Genomic DNA, 23,099 nt, shown 5'->3' with positions numbered 1-23,099 from the left:
CTAGCGGTGCGCGCATGAAGCAACCGCACATCGTCGCGCTGGGGGGCACGCTGCGCCCGACTTCGGGGACCGCCGCCGCGCTGGAACGCGCGCTGGGCCATGCCAAGATGCTGGGCGCGCGTACTACGTTGCTGACCGGGCCGGCGATCGACTTTCCGAACTACGAACCCGAAACGGCGGGCAGCAACGCGCGGATACAGTCGTTCCTGCGCGCGCTGCGCGATGCCGACGGGATCATCATCGGGTCGCCGGGCTATCACGGCACGCTGTCGGGGCTGGTCAAGAATGCGCTCGACCATGTCGAGATGCTGCGCCGCGACGACCGCGTCTATTTCGACGGGATGCCCGTCGGCCTGGTCGCGACGGCGGCGGGGTGGCAGGCGGCGGTGGCGACGCTCGGCACGCTGCGCACCGTGGCGCATGCGCTGCGCGGCTGGCCGACCCCGATCGGGGTCGCGATCAACACCGTCGAGGACGGTGCGATCGACAAGGCCGATACGCAGTTGCGGCTGATGGTCGAACAGATGATCGGCTTCGTCGCGCGGTAGGGGCTGATCCACTTGCGTGGAAACGGCACCGGCCTTTCCGGATCGGACTCAACGGCCATCGACACGTTCGGCCATTCTCATTGCGCGCGGGCCGTTCTAAAGGCGGGCGCATGGATTGCTTCACCTTGCGCGACGGCACGCTCCATGCCGAGGATGTCAGCCTGCCCGCCATCGCCGATGCGGTCGGCACGCCGGTCTATGTCTATTCGACCGCGACGCTGGAACGCCATGTCCGCGTGTTCCGCGATGCGGTGGCGGGACTGGGCACGGGCGAGCCGCTGGTCGCCTTTGCGGTAAAGGCCAATCCGAACAAGGCGGTGCTGGCGACGCTCGCCCGCGCCGGCATGGGTGCCGATGTGGTGTCGGGCGGCGAGCTGTACCGCGCGCTCGACGCGGGCATGGACCCCGACCAGATCGTGTTTTCAGGCGTCGGCAAGACCGCGGACGAAATGGCGCAGGGGCTGAACGCCGGCATCGGCCAGTTCAACATCGAATCCGAACCCGAACTCGACATGCTGTCGGCGGTGGCTTGCGCGTTGGGCAAGGTCGCGCGGATCGCCATCCGGGTGAACCCCGACGTGATCGCCGGCACCCATGCGAAGATTTCGACCGGGGGCAAGGAGAACAAGTTCGGCATCGATTACCACGCCGCCCCCGCCGCCTATGCCCATGCCGCATCGCTACCGGGCATAGGGGTGCGCGGTGTCGCGGTGCATATCGGCAGCCAGCTGACCGACCTGCTGCCCCTCGAAGCCGCGTTCGGCCGGGTCGGCGCGCTGATCCGCGACCTGCGTGCCGCCGGCCACGACATTACCCATGCCGATCTCGGCGGCGGCTTGGGCGTCCCCTATGATCCGGCGAAGCCGCTGCCGCCCTCCCCCGCCGATTATGGCGCGATGGTCGCGCGGGCGACCGCGGGCTGGGACGCGCGGCTGATGTTCGAACCCGGCCGGCTGATCGTCGCCAATGCCGGGGTGCTGGTGTCGCGCGTGATCCGCGTGAAGCAGGGCGCGACCGCGCCGTTCGTCGTCGTCGATGCGGCGATGAACGACCTGCTGCGCCCCAGCCTCTACGACGCCTATCACGACATCCGCGCGGTCACCCCGACCGGGGAGCGCGCCGTGACCAACATTGTCGGCCCAGTGTGCGAGACCGGCGATACCTTTGCGCTGGGCCGCGCGATGGACGTGGTCGCAGCCGACGATCTGGTCGCGTTCATGACCGCCGGTGCGTACGGCGCGACCATGGCGTCGACCTACAATTCGCGCGCGCTGGTGCCCGAGGTGCTGGTGTCGGGCGAACAGTTCGCGGTGGTGCGCGAACGGCCGCCGATCGAGGCGCTGGCGCAGGCCGACCGCCTGCCGCCCTGGCTGTGAACGGGCTGCCGGTCCTGCTGCGCACCGCCGGGCGCAGCGTGATCCTGATCGGCGAGGGTGAAGCCGCCGACGCCAAGCGCCGCCTGCTCGAACGCAGCGGGCTGAGCGTCGTCGCCGATGCCGCCGACGCGCGCATCGCCGTGGTCGCGGTCGAGGACGATGCGGAAGCGCGCGCCGCGATCGATGCGCTGAAGGTGCGCGGCATCCTGGTCAACGCGGTCGATCGCCCCGCCGATTGCGACTTTACCCTGCCGGCGATCGTCGACCGCTCGCCGATCCTGATCGCGATCTCGACCGGCGGCGTATCGGCAGGGCTGGCGGCGGCGATCCGACAGCGGCTGGAGGCGATCCTCCCCGCCGGGGTCGGGCGACTGGCCGAGGGACTCGGCGCCGCCCGCGCTTCGCTTCGTGCACGCTTTCCCGACGGAGGCGACCGCCGTCGAGCCATTGGCGCGGCGATCGCCGCCGGTGGTCCGCTCGATCCGATGGTGCGGCATGCCGAAGACGCCGTGGCTGCCTGGCTCGAAGGTGCCGCCCCGGTCGCCGGGCGGGTCGAGGTCATTCGCCTGCGCTCCGTCGATCCCGACGAGCTGACATTGCGCGAGGCCCGCTGGCTGGGACAGGCCGACCGCATCCATCACGCGCCCGACGTGCCAGCCGCGATCCTCGACCGCGCGCGTGCCGATGCGGTGCGGATCATGGGGCCGGTGCCCGCCGAACCGCTTCCCGGCCTGACGATCGACCTCGCATGACCTGTCGCGCCTGGCATATCGAAGGGGGCCGGGTGACTCCGGTCGATCCGCTGGCGGCGGTCGATACGACCGGTGGCTTCACTTGGATCCACCTGCATGGTGAGGGAGACGCGGTCGCCGCGTGGCTGCGCGACCATGCCCATCTGCCCGAATACGTCATCGACCCGCTGACCGCCGTCGAGACGCGTCCGCGCTGCGACGCGATCGGCAAGGGCGCATTCGTCAACCTGCGCGGCCTGTCCGACGATGTGCTGACCAGTTCCGATCCGCTCGCCTCGGTCCGGCTCTATGCCAGCGCCGGGCGGGTCCATTCGGTCACCCGGCGCAAGCTGACCGCGTTCCACACCGTGGTCGACCGGGTCGAGGCGGGTGACGTCGCCGATCCTGGCGACCTGATCGTCGCCTTTGCCAGCGCGATCACCGAACAGCTCGACCCGCTGATCGCCGACCTGGGCGACACGCTCGACGAATGCGAGGAGGCGCTCGACCCGACCCGCATCTTCGAACAGCGCCGTGCCGTGACCCACACCCGCGTCCGCGCGATCGGCTATCGCCGCTTCCTCGTTCCGCAGCGCTCCGCGCTCGAAAAGCTGGGACAGCTGCCCGGCGACTGGCTGCAACAGGACGATCGCCTGCACCTCGCCGCCGCCGCCGACCGTGCCGCGCGCATGGCGGAGGAGGTCGATTCGATCCGCGAACGCGCCGCGCTGATCCACGAAACGCTCACCGACCTGCGCGCCGAACAGCTCGACCAGCGCTCGCTCCAGATCGCGATCGTGGCGATGGTGTTCCTGCCGCTGACCTTCGTCACCGGCCTGCTCGGCATGAATGTGAAGGGCATTCCCTTTGCCGACGAACCGTGGGCGTTCGCCGGGGTCGTCGGGCTGTGCATCGCCATGAGCGCAGGCATCGTCGCATGGTTCGTGCGCAAACACTGGATCGGGCGGTAGCGCCCGAAGCTCAATCGTCGGGCGGGAGTTCGTCGGGCCAGAAGTCGGGCTCGGGGTCGCGATCTTCCACGACCGGTTCCGGCAGCGCCGGCACCGCGCCGTCGAACGCCACCCGGATCGCCGCGCCCATCGGCGTCACCTGCTGAAAGACGCCCGCGACCACGCGTCCGCTGCGCAACATGCCGACGATCCATGCCGCGCGGTCGGCGGTCAGATAGCCGATCTGCACCCCGCGCGCGCTCATGACCATCACCGCATTGGGATCGACCGGATTGCGCGGTTCGGGGACCAGCGTCACCGCCTCGCCGGGCGCACATAGCAGGATTTCGAACCGGCGATTGCCGCCGCCGCGATTGGGGTGGTCGGCGCCAACGACGTGCAGGCTCAACTCACGCATCGCGCAAACTCCGTGCGAACCGATCGGTCAGGCTGCGGAAGGTGATCGACCAGCGCGGTTCGGCCATCGGTGCGATACCATGTTCCCAGTCCCAGCGGGCCTCATCGCTCAGGTGATAGGCACCGCCCGCGACCAGCGGGAGCGCGAACCGATCGAAGCCACCCTCGCGCCGCCGCCGGAAACGCAGCGTCGCCGGCGCGCCGATCGACAGGCCGACGACATGCTCGAACACCGGCCGGTCGCGGTGCCAGCCGATGCCCGCACCGGGATCGTAGCGGATCAGCAGCGCCTGCACGAGCGCCTCCGCCCGCAGCCCGGCGAACGCCGCCGCCCGCGCGCGCACCGCCAGCAGCCAGTCGGGCATCGGTTCGGCCCGCCCCACCCGGCCCTGCTCGAAATCATAATGCCAGCCATAGGACGCGGTTAGCCGCAGCCCGGTCCATTGCTGGAACCGAAAGGGGGCGAGCGGCGCGGCATCGATCGCCGCCGCCAGCGCGGGCAGTTCATTATCGGCCATCAACGCCGACGCATGGGTCAGCCCGGGCAGTGCGGGTTCGGCGGCGAAGAGGTCGAGTTGCGGCATCGATGGAACGCAACATGGGGAAGCGGCGTCTGTCCATCAATCAGGGGCGACGGATATGATCGCCCGGAAAATCGGGGACCCCTTCATGCCACAGCACAGCGCCGGCATCCTGCTCTATCGTCGAACGCCCGCGCCCGCCGTGCTGCTCGTCCATCCCGGCGGCCCGTTCTGGGCGCGGCGGCATGTCGGTGCGTGGCAAATCCCGAAGGGACAGGTCGAACCCGACGAAGCGGTCGAGGATGCTGCGCGCCGCGAGGTGGCGGAGGAACTTGGCGTGACCGTCACCGGTCCGCTCGAACCGCTCGGCATGGTGCGGCAGGCGGGCGGCAAGTCGGTCTCCGCCTTCGCCGCCGAACAGGATGTCGATACGGGCGCTATTACCAGCATCCTGTTCGAGATAGAATGGCCCCCGCGCAGCGGCCGCCGCCGCACCTTTCCCGAGGTCGATGCGGCACGGTGGATGCCGGTCGAGGAGGCGCGGACGCTGATGCTGAAGAGTCAGCTTCCGCTGCTCGACCGGATCGAACCGTTGCTGGGGTGATATTGCCACAACTAATCCGTTCGGTTCGAGCAGCTTCGAGCGAAGTCGAGAAGCGCCCGTCGAGAACAGGGCCGTTCGCGGCAACCCCTTCTCGACGACGGTTCTCGACAGGCTCGAACCTCCGCTCGAAGCGAACGGACGGCGGGAAGGTCAGAGCAGCTTCACCTTGACCGCTTCTTCCGCCGCCCGCGTCAGCCGGTTGCGCAGCGGCAGGGTGAACGGTGCCGCTTCGATCTCGAACATGTCGCCTTCCTGCGTGCGCACCCCGTCCGAGAAGGACAAGGTCGCCGTGCCGAAGAAATGGACGTGAATGTCGCCCGGCCGGCGGAACAGCGCGTATTTGAAGTGGTGATGTTCGAGGTTCGACAGGCTGTGCGACATGTTCGCCTCGCCCGACAGGAACGGCTTTTCCCAGATCGTCTCGCCACCCCGGACGATGCGGCTCGTCCCCTCGATATGCTCGGGCGGGGTGCCGACCAGCAGTTCGGGGCCGACCGATGCCTGACGCAGCTTGCTGTGCGCCAGCCACAGATAATTGTGGCGTTCGGTCACATGGTCCGAAAATTCGTTGGCGAGCGCGAGGCCGATGCGGTGCGGCGTGCCGTCCGAGCCGATGACATAGATGCCGGCGAGTTCGGGCTCTTCGCCGCCGTCCTGTGCGAAATGCGGCATGGTGAAGTCGCCGCCCGGCGCCACCATCTGCCCGCCATCGCCCTTGTAGAACCATTCGGGCTGCTGCCCGACCTGGCCCTCGGCCGGCTTGCCGCCCTCGACGCCTTCGAGGAACATGCGCATCGAATCGGTCTGGGTCGCGGCTTCGGCGGCGGCGCGGTGCATCTTGTCGCGCCCTTCGGCCGAACCGAGATGCGTCAGTCCGGTGCCGGTCATGATGACGTGCGCCGGATCCGCATGATCGATCGGCGATCCGATCGCACCGGCGTCGAGCAACGCGGCGACGTCGACCGCCTCGCCCTGCCCCAGCGCCGCGATCTCGTCGGCGATGCTGTGGCCGGCATCGATCGCGCGCAGCGCGAGGGCGCGGACGCTGTCGACGCCGGGGACGATATGCGCACCGGCGTCGGTCGCGGCGATCACGGCGCGCGACGGGGCGACGCGCTGCAACAGACGGAGAGTCATCACGGATTCCTTATGCAAAGACGTCGGTGTCGGCGGGGACGTCGTCGATCGGGTTGGTCACCTTCGATCCCCACACGGCATAGAACAGGATGTAGAGCTCGCACGCGGCGGTCAGCAGGAAAGACCATTGCAGGCCATATCTGTCGGCCAGCCAGCCCTGCACCACCACCAGCGCACCGCCGGCGATCGCCATGATCAGCAGCCCCGATCCTTCCTCGGTCAGCGGCCCCAGCCCCTTGATACCGAGGGTAAAGATCGTCGGGAACATGATCGAATGGAACAGCCCGACGAGGATCAGCGACCACATCGCCGCCGGCCCCGACAGGAACGTCGCGCCGAGCATCACGATGAACGCACCGATCGAGAAGAACGCCAGCACCTTCGCCGCGTCGACCTTCTGCATCACGAAGCTGCCGACGAAGCGGCCGACCATCATGCCGCCCCACAGGAAGGTCAGATAGCGCCCGGCCAGTTCGTTGGTGACGTTGGCGATATCGGGCTGGCTGACGAAGTTCACGAACAGGTTGGCGACGCCGATCTCGGCGATCAGGTAGATGAAGATCGCCGGCACGCCGAACACCAGGTTGCGGTGGTTCCACAGCGAATGCTTCTTGCGCTCTTCCTTCGCCACGCGGCTGGTCGCCGATCCCATCGCCGGCAGCGGAAAGCGGGCGATGATGATGGCCAGCACGACCAGCACGACCGCGACGAGGACATAGGGCAGGATCACCGACTGCGCATCGGCCAGCCGTTCGGCCTGGGTCAGCACCGTGCCGGCCTCCGACGTGCCGCCCTTCGACCGGCCGAGGATCAAATAGGCACCGAATAGCGGGGCGAGCATCGTGCCCGCCGAGTTCATCGCCTGCACCAGATTGAGCCGGGCCGACGCCGTGTTCGACGGACCGATCACGGCGACATAGGGGTTGGCCGCGACCTGTAGCAGCGTGATGCCGCTAGCGATCACGAACAGCATGACCAGCGTCACGCCATAGGAAGGCAGGCTGGCGGCGAGCACCATGCCCAGCGCGCCTGCCGCCATGACCAGCAGGCCGATGACCAGCGACTTCTGATAGCCGATTCGCTCGATCAGCTTGGCCGAGGGGATCGATGCGAAGAAATAGGCGATGAACCACACGCTTTCGATCAGCGTGGTCTGGGTATAGTTGAGGTCGAACACGCTGCGCAGATGCGGCAGCAGCGTGTTGTTGATGACGGTGATGAACCCCCACATGAAGAACAGGCTGGCCAACAGCGTCAGCGCGGGCGCATAACTGGCGCCTGACGCGCCTTGGGGCACCGCGCCGGTGCGCGCGGATATTGGGGCCGGCATCCTCGTCTTCTCCCATTTTACGGCTGGCGGGACGGTTTGGTCCGTCGCGTCGCTTGCCCAATTCGATTTTGTCTGACTATATGGGCCAACGCATGGCGTCAACGGCGCTTGATACGGGGAGGATCCAGGCAGATGACGGGCAATATGTCCGACTCGCGTGTCCGCGCCCGGTTCGTCCGTCCGCGTCGCCTGCACCGCGATTGCCCATTCGTCCGTCCACTTGCTGCACCGGAATTTTCATGACCGACATGCCCCCCCTGCGTAGCCGCGCCTGGTTCGACAACCCCGACAACATCGACATGACGGCGCTCTATATCGAGCGTTATCTGAACTTCGGGCTCAGCCAGGAGGAACTGCAGTCGGGCAAGCCGATCATCGGTATCGCCCAGACCGGCAGCGACCTGTCGCCCTGCAACCGCCACCACTTGGTGCTTGCCGAGCGGCTGCGGGAAGGCATTCGCGAAGCGGGCGGCATCGTCCTTGAATTCCCGGTCCACCCGATCCAGGAAACCGGCAAGCGCCCGACCGCCGGGCTCGACCGCAATCTCGCCTATCTGGGTCTGGTCGAAGTGCTGTACGGCTATCCTCTCGACGGCGTGGTGCTGACGATCGGTTGCGACAAGACGACCCCGGCCTGCCTGATGGCGGCGGCGACGGTCAATATCCCCGCCATCGCGCTGTCGGTTGGGCCGATGCTGAACGGCTGGCATAAGGGCGAGCGGACCGGTTCGGGCACGATCGTGTGGAAGGCGCGGCAAATGCTGGCCGCAGGCGAGATCGACAACAAGGAATTCATCCGCCTCGTTTCGTCCTCCGCCCCCTCGACCGGCTATTGCAACACGATGGGCACGGCGACGACGATGAACTCGCTGGCCGAGGCGCTGGGCATGCAGCTGCCCGGCTCGGCCGCGATCCCCGCCCCTTATCGCGATCGGCAGGAAGTTGCCTATCGCACCGGCCTGCGCATCGTCGACATGGTCCGCGAAGACCTCAAGCCCTCCGACATTCTGACCAAGGATGCGTTCCACAACGCGATCAAGGTCAATTCGGCGATCGGCGGTTCGACCAACGCGCCGATCCACTTGGCGGCACTCGCCCGCCATATCGGCGTCGACCTGCCGATCGAGGATTGGCAGGAACAGGGACACAAGGTGCCGTTGCTGGTGAACCTGCAGCCCGCCGGCGAATATCTGGGCGAGGATTATTACCGCGCCGGCGGCGTGCCGGCGGTCGTCAACCAGCTGATGGGCCAGGGCCTAATCGCCGAGGACGCACTGACCGTGAACGGCAAGTCGATCGGCGACAATTGCCGCGACGCGGTGATCGAGGATGAGAAGGTCATCCGTCCGTTCGGACAGCCGCTGAAGGAAGAGGCCGGGTTCATCGTGCTGAAGGGCAATCTGTTCGACGCGGCGGTGATGAAGACCAGCGTGATCGGCCCCGAATTCCGCGAACGCTATCTCTCCAACCCCGCGGACCCGGAAGCATTCGAAGGGCCGGTGGTCGTGTTCGATGGGCCGGAGGATTATCACCACCGCATCGACGATCCGGCGCTCGGCATCACTCCCGAAACGCTGATGTTCATGCGCGGCGCCGGGCCGATCGGCTATCCGGGCGCGGCAGAGGTCGTAAACATGCGTCCGCCCGCATACCTGATCACCGAAGGCGTCAGCGCGCTGCCGTGCATCGGCGACGGGCGGCAGTCGGGCACGTCGGGTTCGCCCTCGATCCTCAACGCCTCGCCCGAAGCGGCGGCGGGTGGCGGCCTTGCGCTGCTGCGCACCGGCGACCGGGTCCGCATCGATCTGGGCAAGGGCCGCGCCGACGTGCTGCTGTCCGACGAGGAGTTGACGCAACGTCGGCAGGAACTCGAAGCGGCGGGCGGCTACCAGTATCCCGCGTCGCAGACCCCGTGGCAGGAAATCCAGCGTTCGGTCGTCGGGCAGATGGCGACCGGTGCGATCCTCGAAGGCGCGGAGGCGTATCAGAAGATCGCCCAGACCCGCGGCCTGCCGCGCGACAACCATTGAGCCATATGGGGCGGCGGTCAGCGACCGCCGCACCCACCGCGTCGCTCCGGGTCAAGCCGAGACGTTTGCGAGAAGCGCAAGCCGATCCATCAAGCACTCCGTACCCCCGCGCAGGCGGGGGTCCAGAGCTAAGCAAAACAACGGCTTGCGTTTGTGACCCTGGACCCCCGCCTGCGCGGGGGTACGGCAAAGGGTGAAGAGTCGGCCGTTCGCCAAGGTCCCGGTCAAGCCCGGGGGACGATAGAAAACGCGAGCGGCCCGCCCGCCCCCTACCCCCGCGTCGCGTCGAACCGGGCCAGTTCGTACGCGATCGACGCCTCAACCAGCCGCTCCCACAGATCGGCGACGACCGCATCAGGCACCCCGGCCTCCGCCGCCGCCGCCCGCGCATTGGCGATTACCTGTGCCTTGCGCGCCTCGTCGCGGACCGCCTCGCGGCCCGGCTTGATCCGGGCGGCGGCGTCCATATAGGCGAAGCGCCGCGCCAGGAGCGCCACCAGTTCGCGGTCGAGGCTGTCGACCCCGGCACGGACGTCGGTCATGGTGGTGCAGTCGGGGCCGGGCAGGATCGTCATGGCCCGCGCTGTGGCGATAGTCCCGCCGCTTGTCCAGCTTGACTCACGCCCCCCGTCCGGCTAGGCGCGCCGCTTCGCAATTCGGCCCCGCATTCCCGGTGAAGCGGTGGCCCCGGTCGCGAGACCGGCGGCGAATACCGGGAGCCGCGATCGTCCACTTGGTGGATGGTCAAACGTTACTGCAATTGCATTGGAATACACATGTCGAAGCGCTCCAGCGCCAAGTACAAGCTCGATCGCCGCCTTGGCGAGAATATCTGGGGTCGTCCCAAGAGCCCGGTCAACAAGCGTGAATATGGCCCCGGCCAGCACGGTCAGCGCCGTAAGGGCAAGATGTCGGACTTCGGCACCCAGCTGCGCGCCAAGCAGAAGCTGAAGGGCTATTACGGCGACGTCACCGAGAAGCAGTTCAAGCGCACCTATGAAGAAGCGTCGCGCATGAAGGGCGACACCGGCCAGAACCTGATCGGCCTGCTCGAACAGCGTCTCGACATGATCGTGTACCGCGCGAAGTTCGCGCCGACCGTCTGGGCCGCGCGTCAGCTGGTCAGCCACGGCCATGTCCGCGTCAACGGCGTGAAGTGCAACATCGCGTCGCGCCGCTGCTATGTCGGCGACGAAATCTCGCTGGGCACCAAGGCGCAGGAAATGGCGCTGGTCCTCGAAGCACAGACCCTCGCCGAGCGTGACATCCCCGAGTACATCGGCGCCGACGGCACCAAGGTCACCTTCAACCGTGTTCCGACGCTGGACGAAGTGCCCTATCCGGTGAAGATGGAACCGAATCTGGTTGTGGAATTCTACTCGCGCTGATCTCGCGCTGAGCCAAGGTCCAGCGAAGCTGGACCGAGGCGCATCCTCAGCGCGAGCGGCCGGCGGGGCCAAAGCCCCGTTCGACGCCATGGGCTTTGCCCATGGCGCTGGCAGAAACCGAAAGGGCGGCCCCGCAACGGGCCGCCCTTTTTCGTATCCACTTTACGCGCGCCCTATCGTGCGACACGCTGCCGCCTCCCAACCGGTGAGGTCCCATGCGTCATCTTCTCGCCCTGTCGCTCCTGGCCACTCCCGCGCTCGCCCAGACGCCGCCGGCAAACAATACGGAAATGGCAAAACTGTTCGCCGAGGATCAGGCGATCCGCGAAAACGTCCCGCACGCAAAGATGCAGGACATGGCGTTCGTCGAGAAAATGTGGGCCGACGATGCTGCTCGTCGTAGCCGTACGCGAACGCTGCTCGACGAAGGCAAGCTGACGACCGCTGACGATTACTACGCCGCCGCATTCGTGTTCCAGCACGGCGAAAAGCCGGAGGATTATCTACTCGCCCATTCGTTGGCGCTTGCCGCGGTCGCGCGCGGCAATGCCAAGGCGAGCTGGATCGCGGCTGCGACGCTCGACCGCTACCTACAGAATGTCGGCCAGAAACAGATATACGGTACGCAGTGGCGTTGGCCGAACGACGCTCCGCCCAGTCGCGAGCCCTATGACCGCGAATTGATCCCCGACAGCCTGCGCACTGCGCTCGGCGTGCCGGTGCTCGCCAAACAGGATAAGGACCTCGCCGAAATGCAGGCCGAACGGACCGCGGCGAAATAACCGCTTTCCTACACCTTGCCCGCCGGTCAGGATCACACCGGGTCCGCCAAACCCGCCGCTCCTTGACCCCGCCGAACCCTCAAAACCAGCGCGACACGCACTGCGCACGAGTGTGAACTTCGTGAACTTTGGCCCGCGCTACAGCCCGCTCGCCCGCAACTGCGCGCGCAGATTAGACCGTGTGCGCTCGTCGACCGGCGGCAGTTCGCGCGCGCCCTTGCCTTTGCGCAGCCGCGCCCGGTCGCGCTCGTCGGGCGTCACCACCCGCACCCGAACCGGCACGACGCCCGCCCCTTGCACCCCCAGCGCCTCCGCCGCACCCCGCGACAGGTCAAGGATGCGCCCGCGCCCGGTGAACGGCCCGCGATCGTTGACCCGCACCAGAATGCGCCGCCCGGTGTCGAGCGCGGTCACCTCGACATAGCTCGGCAACGGCAGCGTGGTATGTGCCGCGGTCACCCAGCCAGGACGGAACCGCTCGCCATTGGCGGTTCGCCTGCCCGACTCATTGCCGTACCAGCTCGCCAGTCCCAGCATGTCGTAGGCCGGATCGGCCGCCGGCGCATAAGTGACGCCGCGCACTTGGTAGGGCGTGCCGATCTTGACCACTGCATCGCTGACCGGACGATAATCGCCGCCGGCACAGGCCGACAGCAGCAGGGCGACACAGGGCAGGATCGAACGCAAAACCATGGCGACGCTCCCTAGCGCAGCACCGCCCCCTTGCCGACCCCCGTCCGCGCCCGCTAGGCCGGCACGACCCAAGGAGACGCCCCATGAAGACCCGTGCCGCCGTCGCATTCGAAGCGAAGCGCCCCCTCGAAATCGTCGAACTCGACCTCGAAGGGCCGAAGCCCGGCGAAGTGCTGATCGAGATCATGGCGACCGGCATCTGCCACACCGACGCCTACACACTCGACGGTCTGGACAGCGAGGGGATCTTCCCGTCGGTGCTCGGCCATGAGGGTGCGGGCATCGTGCGCGAGGTCGGCGCGGGCGTGACCAGCGTGGCGGTCGGCGATCACGTCATCCCGCTCTACACCCCCGAATGCCGCCAGTGTAAATCGTGCTTGTCGGGCAAGACGAACCTGTGCACCGCGATCCGCGCGACGCAAGGGAAAGGGCTGATGCCCGACGGCACCACCCGCTTCAGCTACAAGGGCCAGCCCATCTATCATTATATGGGCTGCTCGACCTTTTCGAACTTCACCGTTCTCCCCGAGATCGCCGTCGCCAAAATCCGCGAGGACGCGCCGTTCCAGACCAGCTGCTATGTCGGTTGCGGCGTCACCACCGGCGTGGGCGCGGTGGTCAACACCGCCAAGGTCGCGCCGGGCGACAATGTCATCGTTTTCGGCTTGGGCGGCATCGGGCTGAACGTGCTGCAGGGTGCGAAGATGGCCGGCGCGAACATGATCGTCGGCGTCGACATCAATCCGGCACGTGAGGAATGGGGCCGCCGCTTCGGCATGACCCATTTCGTCAACCCTAGGCAAGTCGGCGGCGATCTGGTCCAGCATCTGGTCGCGCTGACCGATGGCGGCGCGGACTATACGTTCGACTGTACCGGCAATACCGACGTCATGCGCCAAGCGCTGGAGGCGTGCCATCGCGGCTGGGGCACCAGCATCATCATCGGGGTGGCCGAGGCCGGCAAGGAGATCAGCACCCGCCCGTTCCAGCTGGTCACCGGGCGCAACTGGCGCGGCACCGCGTTCGGCGGCGCGAAGGGGCGGACCGACGTGCCGAAGATCGTCGACTGGTACATGAACGGCAAGATCGAGATCGACCCGATGATTACCCATGTCCTGTCGCTGGAGGAGATCAACAAGGGATTCGACCTGATGCATGCCGGCGAGAGCATCCGATCGGTCGTCGTTTACTGATTTAGTTTTGACAGGTGAAAGTTTCTTCGCAAATATACGCGAAGAGAGGACACGCAATGACCGTTAGGCAGCGTACAGCCAAGCTCGGCTTCGGCGGGGCGGCGATCGGCAATCTATATCGTCCGGTCGGCGAGGATGCCGCCCGGGCGACGATCGACGCGGCATGGGATTACGGCATCCGCGCGTTCGACACCGCGCCGCATTACGGCTTCGGCCTGTCCGAACGGCGGCTGGGCGCGGCGCTAGCCGAGCGCGATCCGAGCGGCACGGCGTTCGTGTCGACCAAGGTCGGCCGCGTGCTGCGACCGGTGCCCGACCGCGACCTCGCCAGTGAACGGCAGGGGTTCGTATCATCCGAACCGGTCGAGAGCGCGTTCGACTATTCGCGCGACGGCGTGCTGCGCTCGTTCGACGAAAGCCTCGACCGGCTGCGTCGCGACCGGATCGACCTGCTGCTGGCGCATGATCTGGGCGCGATGACCCATGGTGCCGATGCCGGCGCCCGAATGGCGACGTTTCTCGACGGTGGCTACCCGGCGATGCGCGACCTGCGCGATGCGGGTGCAATCGGTGCGATCGGCATCGGCGTGAACGAGATCGCGGTGTGCGAGGAACTGCTGGATCGGGTCGAGCTCGACGCGATCCTGCTCGCCGGGCGCTATACGCTGCTCGAACAGGGCGCGCTCGACACGCTGCTGCCGCGCTGTCAGGCGATGGGCGTTCGGCTGATCCTGGGCGGGCCGTATAATTCGGGCATTCTCGCCACCGGCACCGGCGGCGATGCGCGCTATAATTACGAGGCGGCTCCCGCCGATATCGTGCGCCGGATCGATGCGATCGCCGCGATTTGCATGCGCCACGACGTGCCGATGGCGGCGGCGGCGCTGCAATTCGCCATGGCCCATCCCGCGGTCGACACCGTCATCCCCGGCATGGCCGATGCGGACGAGGTCGCCCAGTCAGTGGCGCTTGCCGCCATGCCCCTGCCCCCTGCCCTGTGGCACGACCTGATCGAAGCAGGTCTGGTCCGTGCCGACGCCCCCGTTCCTTCCTCGGAGACCGCATGACCCGCCTGTCCGGTAAGACCGCCATCGTGACCGCCGCCGCACAAGGAATTGGGCGTGCCGCCGCCGAGCTGTTCGCCCGCGAAGGCGCGCGGGTGCTGGCGGTCGATATTAATGCCGAGGCGCTGGCGACGCTGGACGGCTGCGAGGCGCATGTCGTCGATCTGCTGGACGGACAGGCGATCAAGGACTTCGCAAGCAAGGTCGGCGCGGTCGAAATCCTGTTCAACTGTGCCGGCTTCGTCCATGCCGGCACCATCCTGACCACCGAAGAGGCCGATTGGGACTTCAGCTTCGACCTGAACGTCCGTGCCCAATATCGCCTGATCCGCGCGCTGCTGCCGGCGATGATCGCGAATGGCGGCGGCTCGATCGTCAACATGTCGTCGGTCGCCAGCCATGTCATCGCGGTGCCCAACCGCTTCGTCTACACTGCGTCGAAGGCGGCGGTGATCGGGCTGACCAAATCGGTCGCGCTCGATTTCGTCGGACAGGGCATCCGCTGCAACGCGATCTGCCCCGGCACCGTGCAGTCGCCCTCGCTCGAGGAACGCATGGCGGCGACCGGCGATGCCGAGGCGGCGCGTGCCTCCTTCACCGCGCGCCAGCCGATGGGGCGGCTGGGCCGGGCGGAGGAGATTGCCGAGCTGGCACTGTACCTTGCCTCCGATGCATCGTCCTACACGACCGGGGTCGCGCATGTGATCGATGGCGGATGGTCGAACGCATGATCCACGTCCTGACCCTCGACCTCGCCGACGATGCCGCCGCCATCGCCGAGTACGAGCATTGGCACCGGCCGGGCAATGTCCCCGCGCCGGTGCTGGCATCGATCCGCGATGCCGGCATCACCCAAATGGAGATTTTCCGGACTGGCAACCGGCTGGTGATGACGATGACGGTGACCGAGGCGTTCGACCCGGCGGCGAAGACCGCCGCCGACCTCGCCAACCCGGATGTCGTCGCATGGGAGGCGCGGATGGGCCAGTTCCAGCGCGCGCTGCCGCAGGCGACCGACGGCAGCCGCTGGACGCCGATGACGCGCATCTTCCGCCTGACCGACCACGCATGATGCGATCCGGCCTGCCTAGGCACAGCGGGCTAGGCCGCACCCTACCAATGCCAGAGCGTCCCGTCCTCCAGCCGCGCGACGGGGAGCTGCTTGGGATTGTACGGATATTTCGCCGCCAGCGCCTCGTCGATATCGACGCCGTGGCCGGGGGTGTCGCCGACCTTCAGATAGCCGTCCTCGAACCGGTAGTCGTGCGGGAAGACCTCGTCGGTTTCCGGCGCATGAGCCATATATTCCTGGATGCCGAAATTCGGGACCCAGGTATCGAAATGCAGCGCCGCGCCCATGCAGACCGGCGACAGGTCGGTGGCGCCGTGGCTGCCGGTGCGGACCTGATACAGGCCGGCCAGATCGGCGATACGGCGCAAATGGGTAATGCCGCCGGCATGGACGACCGTCGTGCGGATGAAATCGATCAGCTGCTCCTGGATCAGCGTCCGGCAGTCGTGGATCGAATTGAAGATTTCGCCGACTGCCAGCGGGGTCGTGGTATGCTGTCGGATCAGGCGGAATGCCTCCTGATTCTCGGCCGGGGTCGCATCCTCCATCCAGAACAGGCGATATTCCTCCAGCGCCTTGCCCAGCCGCGCCGCCTCGATCGGGGTGAGGCGGTGATGGACGTCGTGGAGCAGCTCGATCTCCTCGCCATGCGCGACGCGGATCGCCTCGAACAGTTTCGGCGCATGGCGCAGATAGGCGGGCGTCGACCACAGGGTTTCCTGCGGCAGCGCGGTATCGGCGGGTTCGTAGATCTTGCCCGCGCCCGACCCGACGCCATAGGCGCCCTTCACCCCTGGCACGCCCGATTGCGCGCGGATCGCACGGTAGCCGGCCTCGCGATAGCGTCCGACCGTCTCGACCGTCTGTTCGATGTCCGCGCCATTGGCGTGGCCATAAACCAGCACGCCCTCGCGCGAGCGGCCGCCGAGCAACTGGTACAGCGGCAACCCGGCCGCCTTGCCCTTGATATCCCACAGCGCGGTATCGACCGCAGCGATCGCGGTCATCGTCACCGGCCCGCGCCGCCAATAGGCACCGCGATAGAGATACTGCCAGATATCCTCGATCCGGTGCGCATCGCGGCCGATCAGCACAGGCACGACATGATCGGTCAGGTACGACGCGACCGACAATTCACGCCCGTTCAGCGTCGCATCGCCGATGCCGTAGATGCCCTGATCGGTCTCGATCTTCAGCGTGACGAAATTGCGCCCCGGACAGGTGACGATCACGCGCGCGTCGCGGATGATAAGCGGTCCGCACGACGCGGGGGTGGGGCCTGTCACTGTCCGACTCTCCTGACATCTAGGACGCATCACCGTGCGTCTATGACTACCGTTAACGCTAACAACGACAAGAATGAACCCGGAAATTTCCGGGCAGAGAGGAAGCCATGCCGATCCCGACGATCACTGCCCCGCCGCCATCCGATGCCGCCCACGACCGCGGCGGGAATCGCTTCATCACGTCGGGTTTCGGCGTCGGTTTCGCGGTGGTGGTCAGCCTGTTCTTTCTCTGGGCGATCGCCAACAACTTCAACGACATCCTGATCCGCCAGTTTCAAAAGGCGCTGGCGCTGAACCGGGCGGAGGCAGGGTTCATCCAGTTCGTCTTCTATCTCGGCTATTTCCTGATGGCGCTGCCCGCCGGGATCATCATGCGGCGATTCGGCTATCGCGCCGGCATCCTCGCCGGGCTGGGGCTCTATGCGGCCGGGGCGTTGCTGTTCTATCCGGCGGCGGAGTGGCGCGAATATGCCGGGTTCCTGGCTGCGCTGTTCGTACTGGCAGCGGGGGCGGCGTTCCTTGAAACCGCGGCAAATCCGTACATCGTCGCGTTCGGCGATCCGGCGCGCGCCGAACAGCGGCTCAATTTGGCGCAGGCGTTCAATGGGCTGGGCGGCGCGATCGCCCCGGTGATCGGCGCGCGTTTCATCTTCTCGGGGGTCGAGCATGATCGCGCCGCGATCGACGCGATGACGCCGGCGGCGCTGGAAGCCTATCGGGCCAGCGAGGCACAGATGGTCCAGCTGCCCTATCTGGCGCTGGCCGCGGTCGTGGTGGTGATCGCCCTTGCGGTCGCGCTCGTCCGTCTTCCCGATATTGCGCACGATACACGCGGGAGCACGCTGGCGAGCCTGAAATCGGTGATCGGCGTGCGGACGCTGCGCTGGGCGGTGGTCGCGCAATTCTTCTATGTCGGGGCGCAGGTCGGGGTGTGGAGCTTCTTCGTCGACTTCGTGAAAGCGGTCAGCCCGGCGACGCCCGAGCGGCAGGCCGCCTATCTGCTGTCGATCAGCCTGACACTGTTCCTCGCCGGGCGGCTGGTCGGAACATTGTTGATGCAGAAGATCCCGGCGACGCGGCTGCTGGCGGGATTTGCCTTGGCGAACATCGTCTTGACGCTGGTCGCGGCGCTGGCCGGGGGCATGGTCGCGATCGGGGCGCTGCTACTGACCGGATTCTTCATGTCGATCATGTTCCCGACGATCTTTTCGCTGGGGGTCCGCGATCTCGGGCCGCAGGCGACGCTGGGCGCGCCGCTGATCGTGATGGCGATCATCGGCGGCGCGCTATTCCCGCCGGCTATGGGGTTGTTGAGCCACGATATCCTGTCGATCCAGACGGCGATGCTAATACCGTGCGTGGCGTTCGCGGTGGTGCTGGCGTTCGCGCTGGCGATGCGGAGGCCCGCGGCATAGGAAGGGCAGATGCGATACGGGCGGGCGGTGTTGGCGGGGGCGGCATGGTGGCTGACGGCGGCGGCGCCCGATCCCGGTGTCGAGGCGGCGGTGCGTGCGGCGCTGGCACAGGCACCGGCGGGCACGCGCTTCGGGCTAGTGGTGCGCGATGCCGGCGGCGTGGAGCGCGTAGCGATCGATGCCGACCAGCGCTTCGTACCTGCTTCGAATACCAAGATTTTCACGACCATCGCTGCCTTCGCCAACCTCGATATCGACGGACCGGACGGCGCGCGGACGGGGGTGCGGATCGAGGGGCGCGACGTGGTGCTCGTCGGCGCGGGTGATGCGCGGCTGTCGTCGGCAGAGGACTGCACAAGCGATTGCCTAGCCACGCTGGCCGATGCGGTGGCGGCGCGGACGCGGGTGGTGGGCGATGTGATCGGCGACGACAGTGCCTTTCCCGACCAGCGCTGGTCGCCGGGCATGGGGTGGAACAACATCGTCACCCGTTACGGCACCGGTATCTCGGCACTGACGCTGGACGACAACGAACTGGCGCTGACCGTGGGGGTCGAGGGCGGCAAAGCGGTGGTAAGCGCTTCGGATTATTACCGGATCGACAATCGGGTAACGGTGGGACCGCGCACCGCCATCGCCTATGACCGGATGCCGGGCAGCGACCTGCTGAGGGTGTCTGGGACGGTCGCGGCGGGGACGAGCGAGCGCATCCGGGTCGGGATCGACGACCCGGCGCATTATGCCGCGTGGAAGTTGGCGAAGGTGTTACGTAGCAAGGGGGTCCGGGTGACCGGGCGGGTGGTGGCGCGGCACCGGCCGTACCGGGCGGCGGAGGACGGGGCGGTCGTCGAGCGTGGCGTTTCGCCGCCGATGTTGACACGGACCCAGCCCGAACCGCTGCGCGGCGACATTCTGGTGACCAACAAGGCCAGCCAGAACCTGCACGCCGAGTTGCTGCTGCGCCGGGTCGGCGCGATCGAGGGAAGCGGGTCGATCGCCGACGGACTGAAAAAAGTCAGCGCGATCATGACGCTGGCGGGCGTGCCGCGCACGGCATGGGATTTGTCCGACGGGTCGGGCATGTCGACCTATAACCGGGTCACCCCGCGGGCGATGGTCGCGCTGCTCGGCTGGGCACAGGTGCAACCTTGGGGAGCGGCGTGGCTGGCGACGCTGCCGGTCGCGGGCGTCGACGGGACGCTGGCGCGACGGTTCAAGGGCACGGCTTTGGAGGGCAGGCTGCACGCCAAGACCGGGTCGTTGGCAGGGACGTCGGCGCTGGCGGGGACGATGACCGCGGCCAGCGGGCAGACGCTGACCTTTGCGATGTACGCCAATGACGTGCCGGAGGGGGCTTCGGCGACGGCGGCGATGGATGCGGCGTTGGTGGCGGTGGCGGCGGGGTTGTAGGGGGCGGTGGCGCGTTCTCGACGGGCGCTTCTCGACAGGCTCGAAGCTGCTCGAACCGAACGGTTTTGGTTTTATATTTGGGAGGAATTACCCTCCCCTGCCCGTCAATGTTTGCGCGGGATCATGTGGAGCACGCCGGCGAGGATCGCGCCGATGACGATGCCGACCACCGCCGAGAGCGCGGCGTTGACGATCCAGTTCACGACGCCGCCGATCACGGGCAACGCTTCGGCGGCGTGGTGGGCGGTGTCGTGGATCAGGTGCGGCAGGGTGACGAGGCCGAATTCCTCCATGCCATGGACGATGATCTGCCCGCCGACCCACAGCATCGCCGCGGTGCCGATCAGCGCCAACGCCTTCAGCAGCACCGGCATCGCCTTTACCAGCCCGCGGCCGATCGCCTGCGCCGCGGCGCTGGAACGCTGGGCGAGCGCGAGGCCGATATCGTCCATCTTCACGATCAGCGCGACGACGCCGTACACGCCGACGGTAATCGCGATGCCGACCGCCGCGAGCACCAGCGCCTGCATCCACACCGCCATGTCGGGCAGTTCGTTGAGCGCGATGATCATGATCTCGGCCGACAGGATCAGATCGGTGCGGATCGCGCCGCTGACCTGCGCACGCTCCAGTTCGGCGGGGTCGGTGGTGGTGGCCGCTTCGTCGGTCGCATGCCCGCCGAGCCAGGGGGCAAGGATCTTTTCCGCCGCCTCGAAACACAGGAACGCGCCGCCCGCCATCAGGATCGGCGTGATCGCCCAGGGTGCGAACACCTTGAGCAGCAGCGCGGCCGGCAGCAGGATCAGCAGCTTGTTGCGCAGCGACCCCAGCGCGATCTTGCCGATGATCGGCAGTTCGCGTGCCGGCGACAGGCCGACGACATAGCGCGGGGTGACCGCCGCATCGTCGATGACCACGCCCGCCGCCTTCGCCCCCGCGCGACTGGCCGCCGCGGTCACGTCGTCGAGCGACGCCGCCGCCAGCTTCGCGATCGCCGCGACGTCGTCGAGCAGTGCCACCAATCCACCAGCCATCGCCAATCCCCAATATCGTTGCTCGATCGGTAGCGGCAGGCGGATGACAAAGCCACGAAAAGTAAGAATGTCGGATTTTACGTGTTAACGCCTTGATTGGGCTGGACGGATCGAACCCGGACCGGCGGCATGCCGACCGGAGGTGCGAAACGTACAATTGCGTGCGATCCTCGGGACTTGGCTGATGCCGCGCGCCCAATGCCGCACCGGTTCGGCTGCAGGTTGCGACCGGCCCCGGCCCGATCGGCGGAAGCTATTAAGACTCCTTGGAAAATCCTGAACAACCGGACAACACAAAATACATCAATCATTCCTACCCCGAAACGACGAAGTGATCCGAAGCGCCGCTGGGGGCGGCGCACGGCAAATCATGATTCGCGGGAGGGAAAGATGCGTTCGACCATCAAGGCGAAACTGGGAATGACATTTGCCGTCGTCGTCGCGATGCTGGTCGCGATCGTCGCGATCGGGGTCAGTCGCATGTCCCAGATGAATACCGACATCACCGAGGTGATCGACGGTCCGGCGGCGCGACAGGTACGGTCGTTGCGGGTACAGGTCGGATTGAACGAGGTCATCCGCCTCGAAAAGAACATGGTGATTTCGCCCGACATGGCGCTGGTACGGCAGCTGGACGAGGAATCGGACGCCAAGATCGCCGCGACCGGCGATCTGATCGGCGACGCGCTGAACAACGCATCGCCCCGCGCCAAGCCGGGCTGGACGGCGATCGCGGCGGCATGGGACGCGTTCAAGGACGCCAATCGCGAGGTACGCACGCTGGCATTGGCCGGTGACCGGGCACAGGCGGGCGACCGTTCGATCACCCGCAGCCGTGAGATCGTCAAGAAGATGTATGCCGATCTGGAGGGTATCGTCGCACTGAACACGACGCTGATGCGCGAGGCAAAGGCCGCGACCAACAGCAGCTATGAAAACGCCCGGTCGGTGCTGATCGGCGTGGCGATCGCCGCGATCCTGATCGCGATCGGCAGCGCGCTGTGGGTCAGCCTGATCGTTTCGCGCGGGTTGCGGCAGCTGTCGGTGGCGCTGGATACGGTGACGAGCGGCGACCTGACCCAGAATATCACCGTTCGTCGCAACGACGAGATCAAGGACCTGATCGATACCACCAACCATATGATCGAGCGGCTGCGCGGCGTGGTCGGCGACGCGACGAATGCCGCAAACAGCGTGGCGGGCGGCAGCCAGCAGCTCTCGGCCTCATCGGAACAGGTAAGCCAGGGCGCGACCGAACAGGCCGCCGCGGCCGAGGAAGCGTCGGCGTCGATGGAGCAGATGGCGGCCAACATCAAACAGAATGCCGACAATGCCGCCCAGACCGAAAAGATCGCGCGCCAGTCGTCGAAGGATGCCGAGGCGAGCGGCGTGGCGGTCGAACGGGCGGTCGGCGCGATGCGCACCATCGCCGAAAAGATCGGCATCGTGCAGGAAATCGCGCGCCAGACCGACCTGCTGGCGCTGAACGCGGCGGTCGAGGCGGCACGCGCCGGCGAACATGGTCGCGGCTTCGCGGTCGTGGCGTCCGAAGTCCGCAAGCTGGCCGAGCGCAGCCAGACGGCGGCCGCCGAGATCAGCGCGGTATCGGGCGACACGGTGCAGGCGGCGGCGCAGGCCGGCGAGATGCTGACCCGGCTGGTGCCCGATATCCGCCGGACCGCCGAACTGGTGTCGGAAATCAGCGCCGCATGCCGCGAACAGGATATCGGTGCTTCGCAGATCAACCAGGCGCTGCAACAGCTCGATCAGGTGACGCAGCAGAACGCATCGGCCTCCGAACAGATCACCTCGACCTCCGAGGAACTGGCCGGACAGGCGGAGGAGTTGCAGTCGAGCATCGCCTTCTTCCGGGTCGATGACGGATCGATGGCGGCGAACAGGCGCCCCGCCGCGCGCAAACCGGCGCCGCGCAAACCGGTCGGAAAGCGCAACACCGTCGCCGATCAGCAGGCACGGGTTCGTGGCTTCGCGCTCGACCTGACGCAGGGCGGGCCGGACGGCGACGACGCGGCGTTCGGTCGCGCCGCCTGAGCCATGCGGTCGCCACTGGACGGGCGACGTTCGGAGGACGGGACGAGCATCGGGGGCAGCGGACGC

At 67.0% G+C, this 23,099-nt stretch carries 23 protein-coding genes; 15 read left to right on the top strand and 8 right to left on the bottom strand.

What is annotated here, in order from left to right:
• Nucleotides 1-14: 14 nt before the first annotated feature.
• The 4 genes from ACTHQV_RS14595 to ACTHQV_RS14580 all read left to right on the top strand — a co-directional run bounded on the left by ACTHQV_RS14595 (nt 15) and on the right by ACTHQV_RS14580 (nt 3,626).
• Entirely contained in the window at nt 15-548 is a 534-nt protein-coding gene (locus ACTHQV_RS14595; protein WP_345877032.1) for an NADPH-dependent FMN reductase, read from the top strand.
• A 110-nt stretch (nt 549-658) separates the two neighbouring features.
• Nucleotides 659-1,924, top strand: coding sequence for a diaminopimelate decarboxylase (gene lysA / locus ACTHQV_RS14590; protein WP_440491276.1), 1,266 nt, complete (start codon nt 659-661; stop codon nt 1,922-1,924).
• Nucleotides 1,921-2,676 carry a precorrin-2 dehydrogenase/sirohydrochlorin ferrochelatase family protein gene (locus ACTHQV_RS14585; protein ID WP_440491274.1) on the top strand — a complete coding sequence of 252 codons (756 nt, stop codon included), beginning with the start codon at nt 1,921-1,923 and terminating at the stop codon, nt 2,674-2,676. The genes lysA and ACTHQV_RS14585 overlap by 4 nt, the downstream gene beginning before the upstream one ends.
• The gene (locus ACTHQV_RS14580; RefSeq protein WP_440491272.1) at nt 2,673-3,626 is read left to right on the top strand and encodes a zinc transporter ZntB; all 954 of its coding nucleotides are present in this window, start codon (nt 2,673-2,675) and stop codon (nt 3,624-3,626) included. Before ACTHQV_RS14585 ends, ACTHQV_RS14580 begins: the two co-directional genes overlap by 4 nt.
• Before the next feature lie 10 nt (nt 3,627-3,636).
• Here the strand turns inward: ACTHQV_RS14580 and ACTHQV_RS14575 are convergent, their stop codons facing one another.
• Together ACTHQV_RS14575 and ACTHQV_RS14570 are read right to left on the bottom strand one after the other, a co-directional pair.
• Nucleotides 3,637-4,023 (bottom strand): HIRAN domain-containing protein, encoded by a 387-nt coding sequence (locus ACTHQV_RS14575; protein ID WP_440491270.1) that lies wholly within the window; start codon nt 4,021-4,023, stop codon nt 3,637-3,639.
• Nucleotides 4,016-4,606 (bottom strand): alpha-ketoglutarate-dependent dioxygenase AlkB, encoded by a 591-nt coding sequence (locus tag ACTHQV_RS14570; protein WP_440491268.1) that lies wholly within the window; start codon nt 4,604-4,606, stop codon nt 4,016-4,018. The genes ACTHQV_RS14575 and ACTHQV_RS14570 overlap by 8 nt, the downstream gene beginning before the upstream one ends.
• A 55-nt stretch (nt 4,607-4,661) precedes the next feature.
• On the opposite strand from ACTHQV_RS14570, the gene ACTHQV_RS14565 reads away from it, so the two are divergent.
• Entirely contained in the window at nt 4,662-5,147 is a 486-nt protein-coding gene (locus ACTHQV_RS14565; protein WP_440491267.1) for an NUDIX domain-containing protein, read from the top strand.
• A 150-nt stretch (nt 5,148-5,297) separates the two neighbouring features.
• Here ACTHQV_RS14565 and araD1 read toward each other — a convergent pair whose 3' ends face one another.
• Nucleotides 5,298-6,284 carry an AraD1 family protein gene (gene araD1 / locus ACTHQV_RS14560; protein WP_440491265.1) on the bottom strand — a complete coding sequence of 329 codons (987 nt, stop codon included), beginning with the start codon at nt 6,282-6,284 and terminating at the stop codon, nt 5,298-5,300.
• 10 nt (nt 6,285-6,294) lie between these two features.
• On the bottom strand, nt 6,295-7,614 hold the full coding sequence (locus ACTHQV_RS14555) for a sugar MFS transporter (protein ID WP_440491263.1): 1,320 nt from the start codon (nt 7,612-7,614) through the stop codon (nt 6,295-6,297).
• Nucleotides 7,615-7,853: 239 nt separating this feature from the next.
• Between ACTHQV_RS14555 and ACTHQV_RS14550 the strand changes: the two genes are divergently transcribed.
• Complete coding sequence (locus ACTHQV_RS14550) at nt 7,854-9,644, top strand: IlvD/Edd family dehydratase (protein ID WP_440491262.1); 1,791 nt, start codon at nt 7,854-7,856, stop codon at nt 9,642-9,644.
• 269 nt (nt 9,645-9,913) lie between these two features.
• Here the strand turns inward: ACTHQV_RS14550 and ACTHQV_RS14545 are convergent, their stop codons facing one another.
• On the bottom strand, nt 9,914-10,219 hold the full coding sequence (locus ACTHQV_RS14545) for a chorismate mutase (protein ID WP_440491260.1): 306 nt from the start codon (nt 10,217-10,219) through the stop codon (nt 9,914-9,916).
• Nucleotides 10,220-10,420: 201 nt separating this feature from the next.
• Here ACTHQV_RS14545 and rpsD point away from each other — a divergent pair, with 201 nt between their 5' ends.
• Both rpsD and ACTHQV_RS14535 read left to right on the top strand, forming a co-directional pair.
• Nucleotides 10,421-11,032 (top strand): 30S ribosomal protein S4, encoded by a 612-nt coding sequence (rpsD, locus tag ACTHQV_RS14540; protein WP_242120630.1) that lies wholly within the window; start codon nt 10,421-10,423, stop codon nt 11,030-11,032.
• A 290-nt stretch (nt 11,033-11,322) separates the two neighbouring features.
• Nucleotides 11,323-11,814 carry a hypothetical protein gene (locus tag ACTHQV_RS14535; RefSeq protein ID WP_440491258.1) on the top strand — a complete coding sequence of 164 codons (492 nt, stop codon included), beginning with the start codon at nt 11,323-11,325 and terminating at the stop codon, nt 11,812-11,814.
• A 138-nt stretch (nt 11,815-11,952) separates the two neighbouring features.
• On the opposite strand, the gene ACTHQV_RS14530 is transcribed toward ACTHQV_RS14535, so the two are convergent.
• On the bottom strand, nt 11,953-12,507 hold the full coding sequence (locus ACTHQV_RS14530) for a septal ring lytic transglycosylase RlpA family protein (protein ID WP_440491256.1): 555 nt from the start codon (nt 12,505-12,507) through the stop codon (nt 11,953-11,955).
• 83 nt (nt 12,508-12,590) lie between these two features.
• On the opposite strand from ACTHQV_RS14530, the gene ACTHQV_RS14525 reads away from it, so the two are divergent.
• The 4 genes from ACTHQV_RS14525 to ACTHQV_RS14510 are packed head-to-tail and all read left to right on the top strand — an operon-like array spanning nt 12,591 to nt 15,836.
• Nucleotides 12,591-13,700: an S-(hydroxymethyl)glutathione dehydrogenase/class III alcohol dehydrogenase gene (locus ACTHQV_RS14525; protein ID WP_440491254.1), complete on the top strand. Its 1,110-nt coding sequence runs from the start codon at nt 12,591-12,593 to the stop codon at nt 13,698-13,700.
• A gap of 56 nt (nt 13,701-13,756) precedes the next feature.
• Complete coding sequence (locus ACTHQV_RS14520) at nt 13,757-14,767, top strand: aldo/keto reductase (RefSeq protein ID WP_440491253.1); 1,011 nt, start codon at nt 13,757-13,759, stop codon at nt 14,765-14,767.
• Entirely contained in the window at nt 14,764-15,495 is a 732-nt protein-coding gene (locus ACTHQV_RS14515; protein WP_440491251.1) for an SDR family oxidoreductase, read from the top strand. The genes ACTHQV_RS14520 and ACTHQV_RS14515 overlap by 4 nt, the downstream gene beginning before the upstream one ends.
• Entirely contained in the window at nt 15,480-15,836 is a 357-nt protein-coding gene (locus ACTHQV_RS14510) for an L-rhamnose mutarotase (RefSeq protein WP_440491249.1), read from the top strand. Before ACTHQV_RS14515 ends, ACTHQV_RS14510 begins: the two co-directional genes overlap by 16 nt.
• 41 nt (nt 15,837-15,877) lie before the next feature.
• On the opposite strand, the gene manD is transcribed toward ACTHQV_RS14510, so the two are convergent.
• Nucleotides 15,878-17,122 (bottom strand): D-mannonate dehydratase ManD, encoded by a 1,245-nt coding sequence (manD, locus tag ACTHQV_RS14505; protein WP_440491248.1) that lies wholly within the window; start codon nt 17,120-17,122, stop codon nt 15,878-15,880.
• A 107-nt stretch (nt 17,123-17,229) separates the two neighbouring features.
• On the opposite strand from manD, the gene fucP reads away from it, so the two are divergent.
• Nucleotides 17,230-18,537, top strand: a complete 1,308-nt coding sequence (gene fucP / locus ACTHQV_RS14500; RefSeq protein WP_440491247.1) for an L-fucose:H+ symporter permease — start codon at nt 17,230-17,232, stop codon at nt 18,535-18,537.
• A gap of 9 nt (nt 18,538-18,546) precedes the next feature.
• On the top strand, nt 18,547-19,947 hold the full coding sequence (gene dacB, locus ACTHQV_RS14495) for a D-alanyl-D-alanine carboxypeptidase/D-alanyl-D-alanine endopeptidase (RefSeq protein WP_440491246.1): 1,401 nt from the start codon (nt 18,547-18,549) through the stop codon (nt 19,945-19,947).
• A gap of 104 nt (nt 19,948-20,051) precedes the next feature.
• Here the strand turns inward: dacB and ACTHQV_RS14490 are convergent, their stop codons facing one another.
• Nucleotides 20,052-20,981: a DUF808 domain-containing protein gene (locus ACTHQV_RS14490; RefSeq protein ID WP_440491245.1), complete on the bottom strand. Its 930-nt coding sequence runs from the start codon at nt 20,979-20,981 to the stop codon at nt 20,052-20,054.
• A gap of 390 nt (nt 20,982-21,371) precedes the next feature.
• Here ACTHQV_RS14490 and ACTHQV_RS14485 point away from each other — a divergent pair, with 390 nt between their 5' ends.
• On the top strand, nt 21,372-23,033 hold the full coding sequence (locus ACTHQV_RS14485) for a methyl-accepting chemotaxis protein (RefSeq protein WP_440491243.1): 1,662 nt from the start codon (nt 21,372-21,374) through the stop codon (nt 23,031-23,033).
• Nucleotides 23,034-23,099 lie beyond the last annotated feature (66 nt).

It is taken from the genome of Sphingomonas sp. SAFR-052, assembly GCF_051965015.1.
Lineage (GTDB): Bacteria > Pseudomonadota > Alphaproteobacteria > Sphingomonadales > Sphingomonadaceae > Sphingomonas.
Note: the sequence above shows the minus strand (reverse complement) of the source record. Positions and strands in the feature narration are given on the sequence as shown.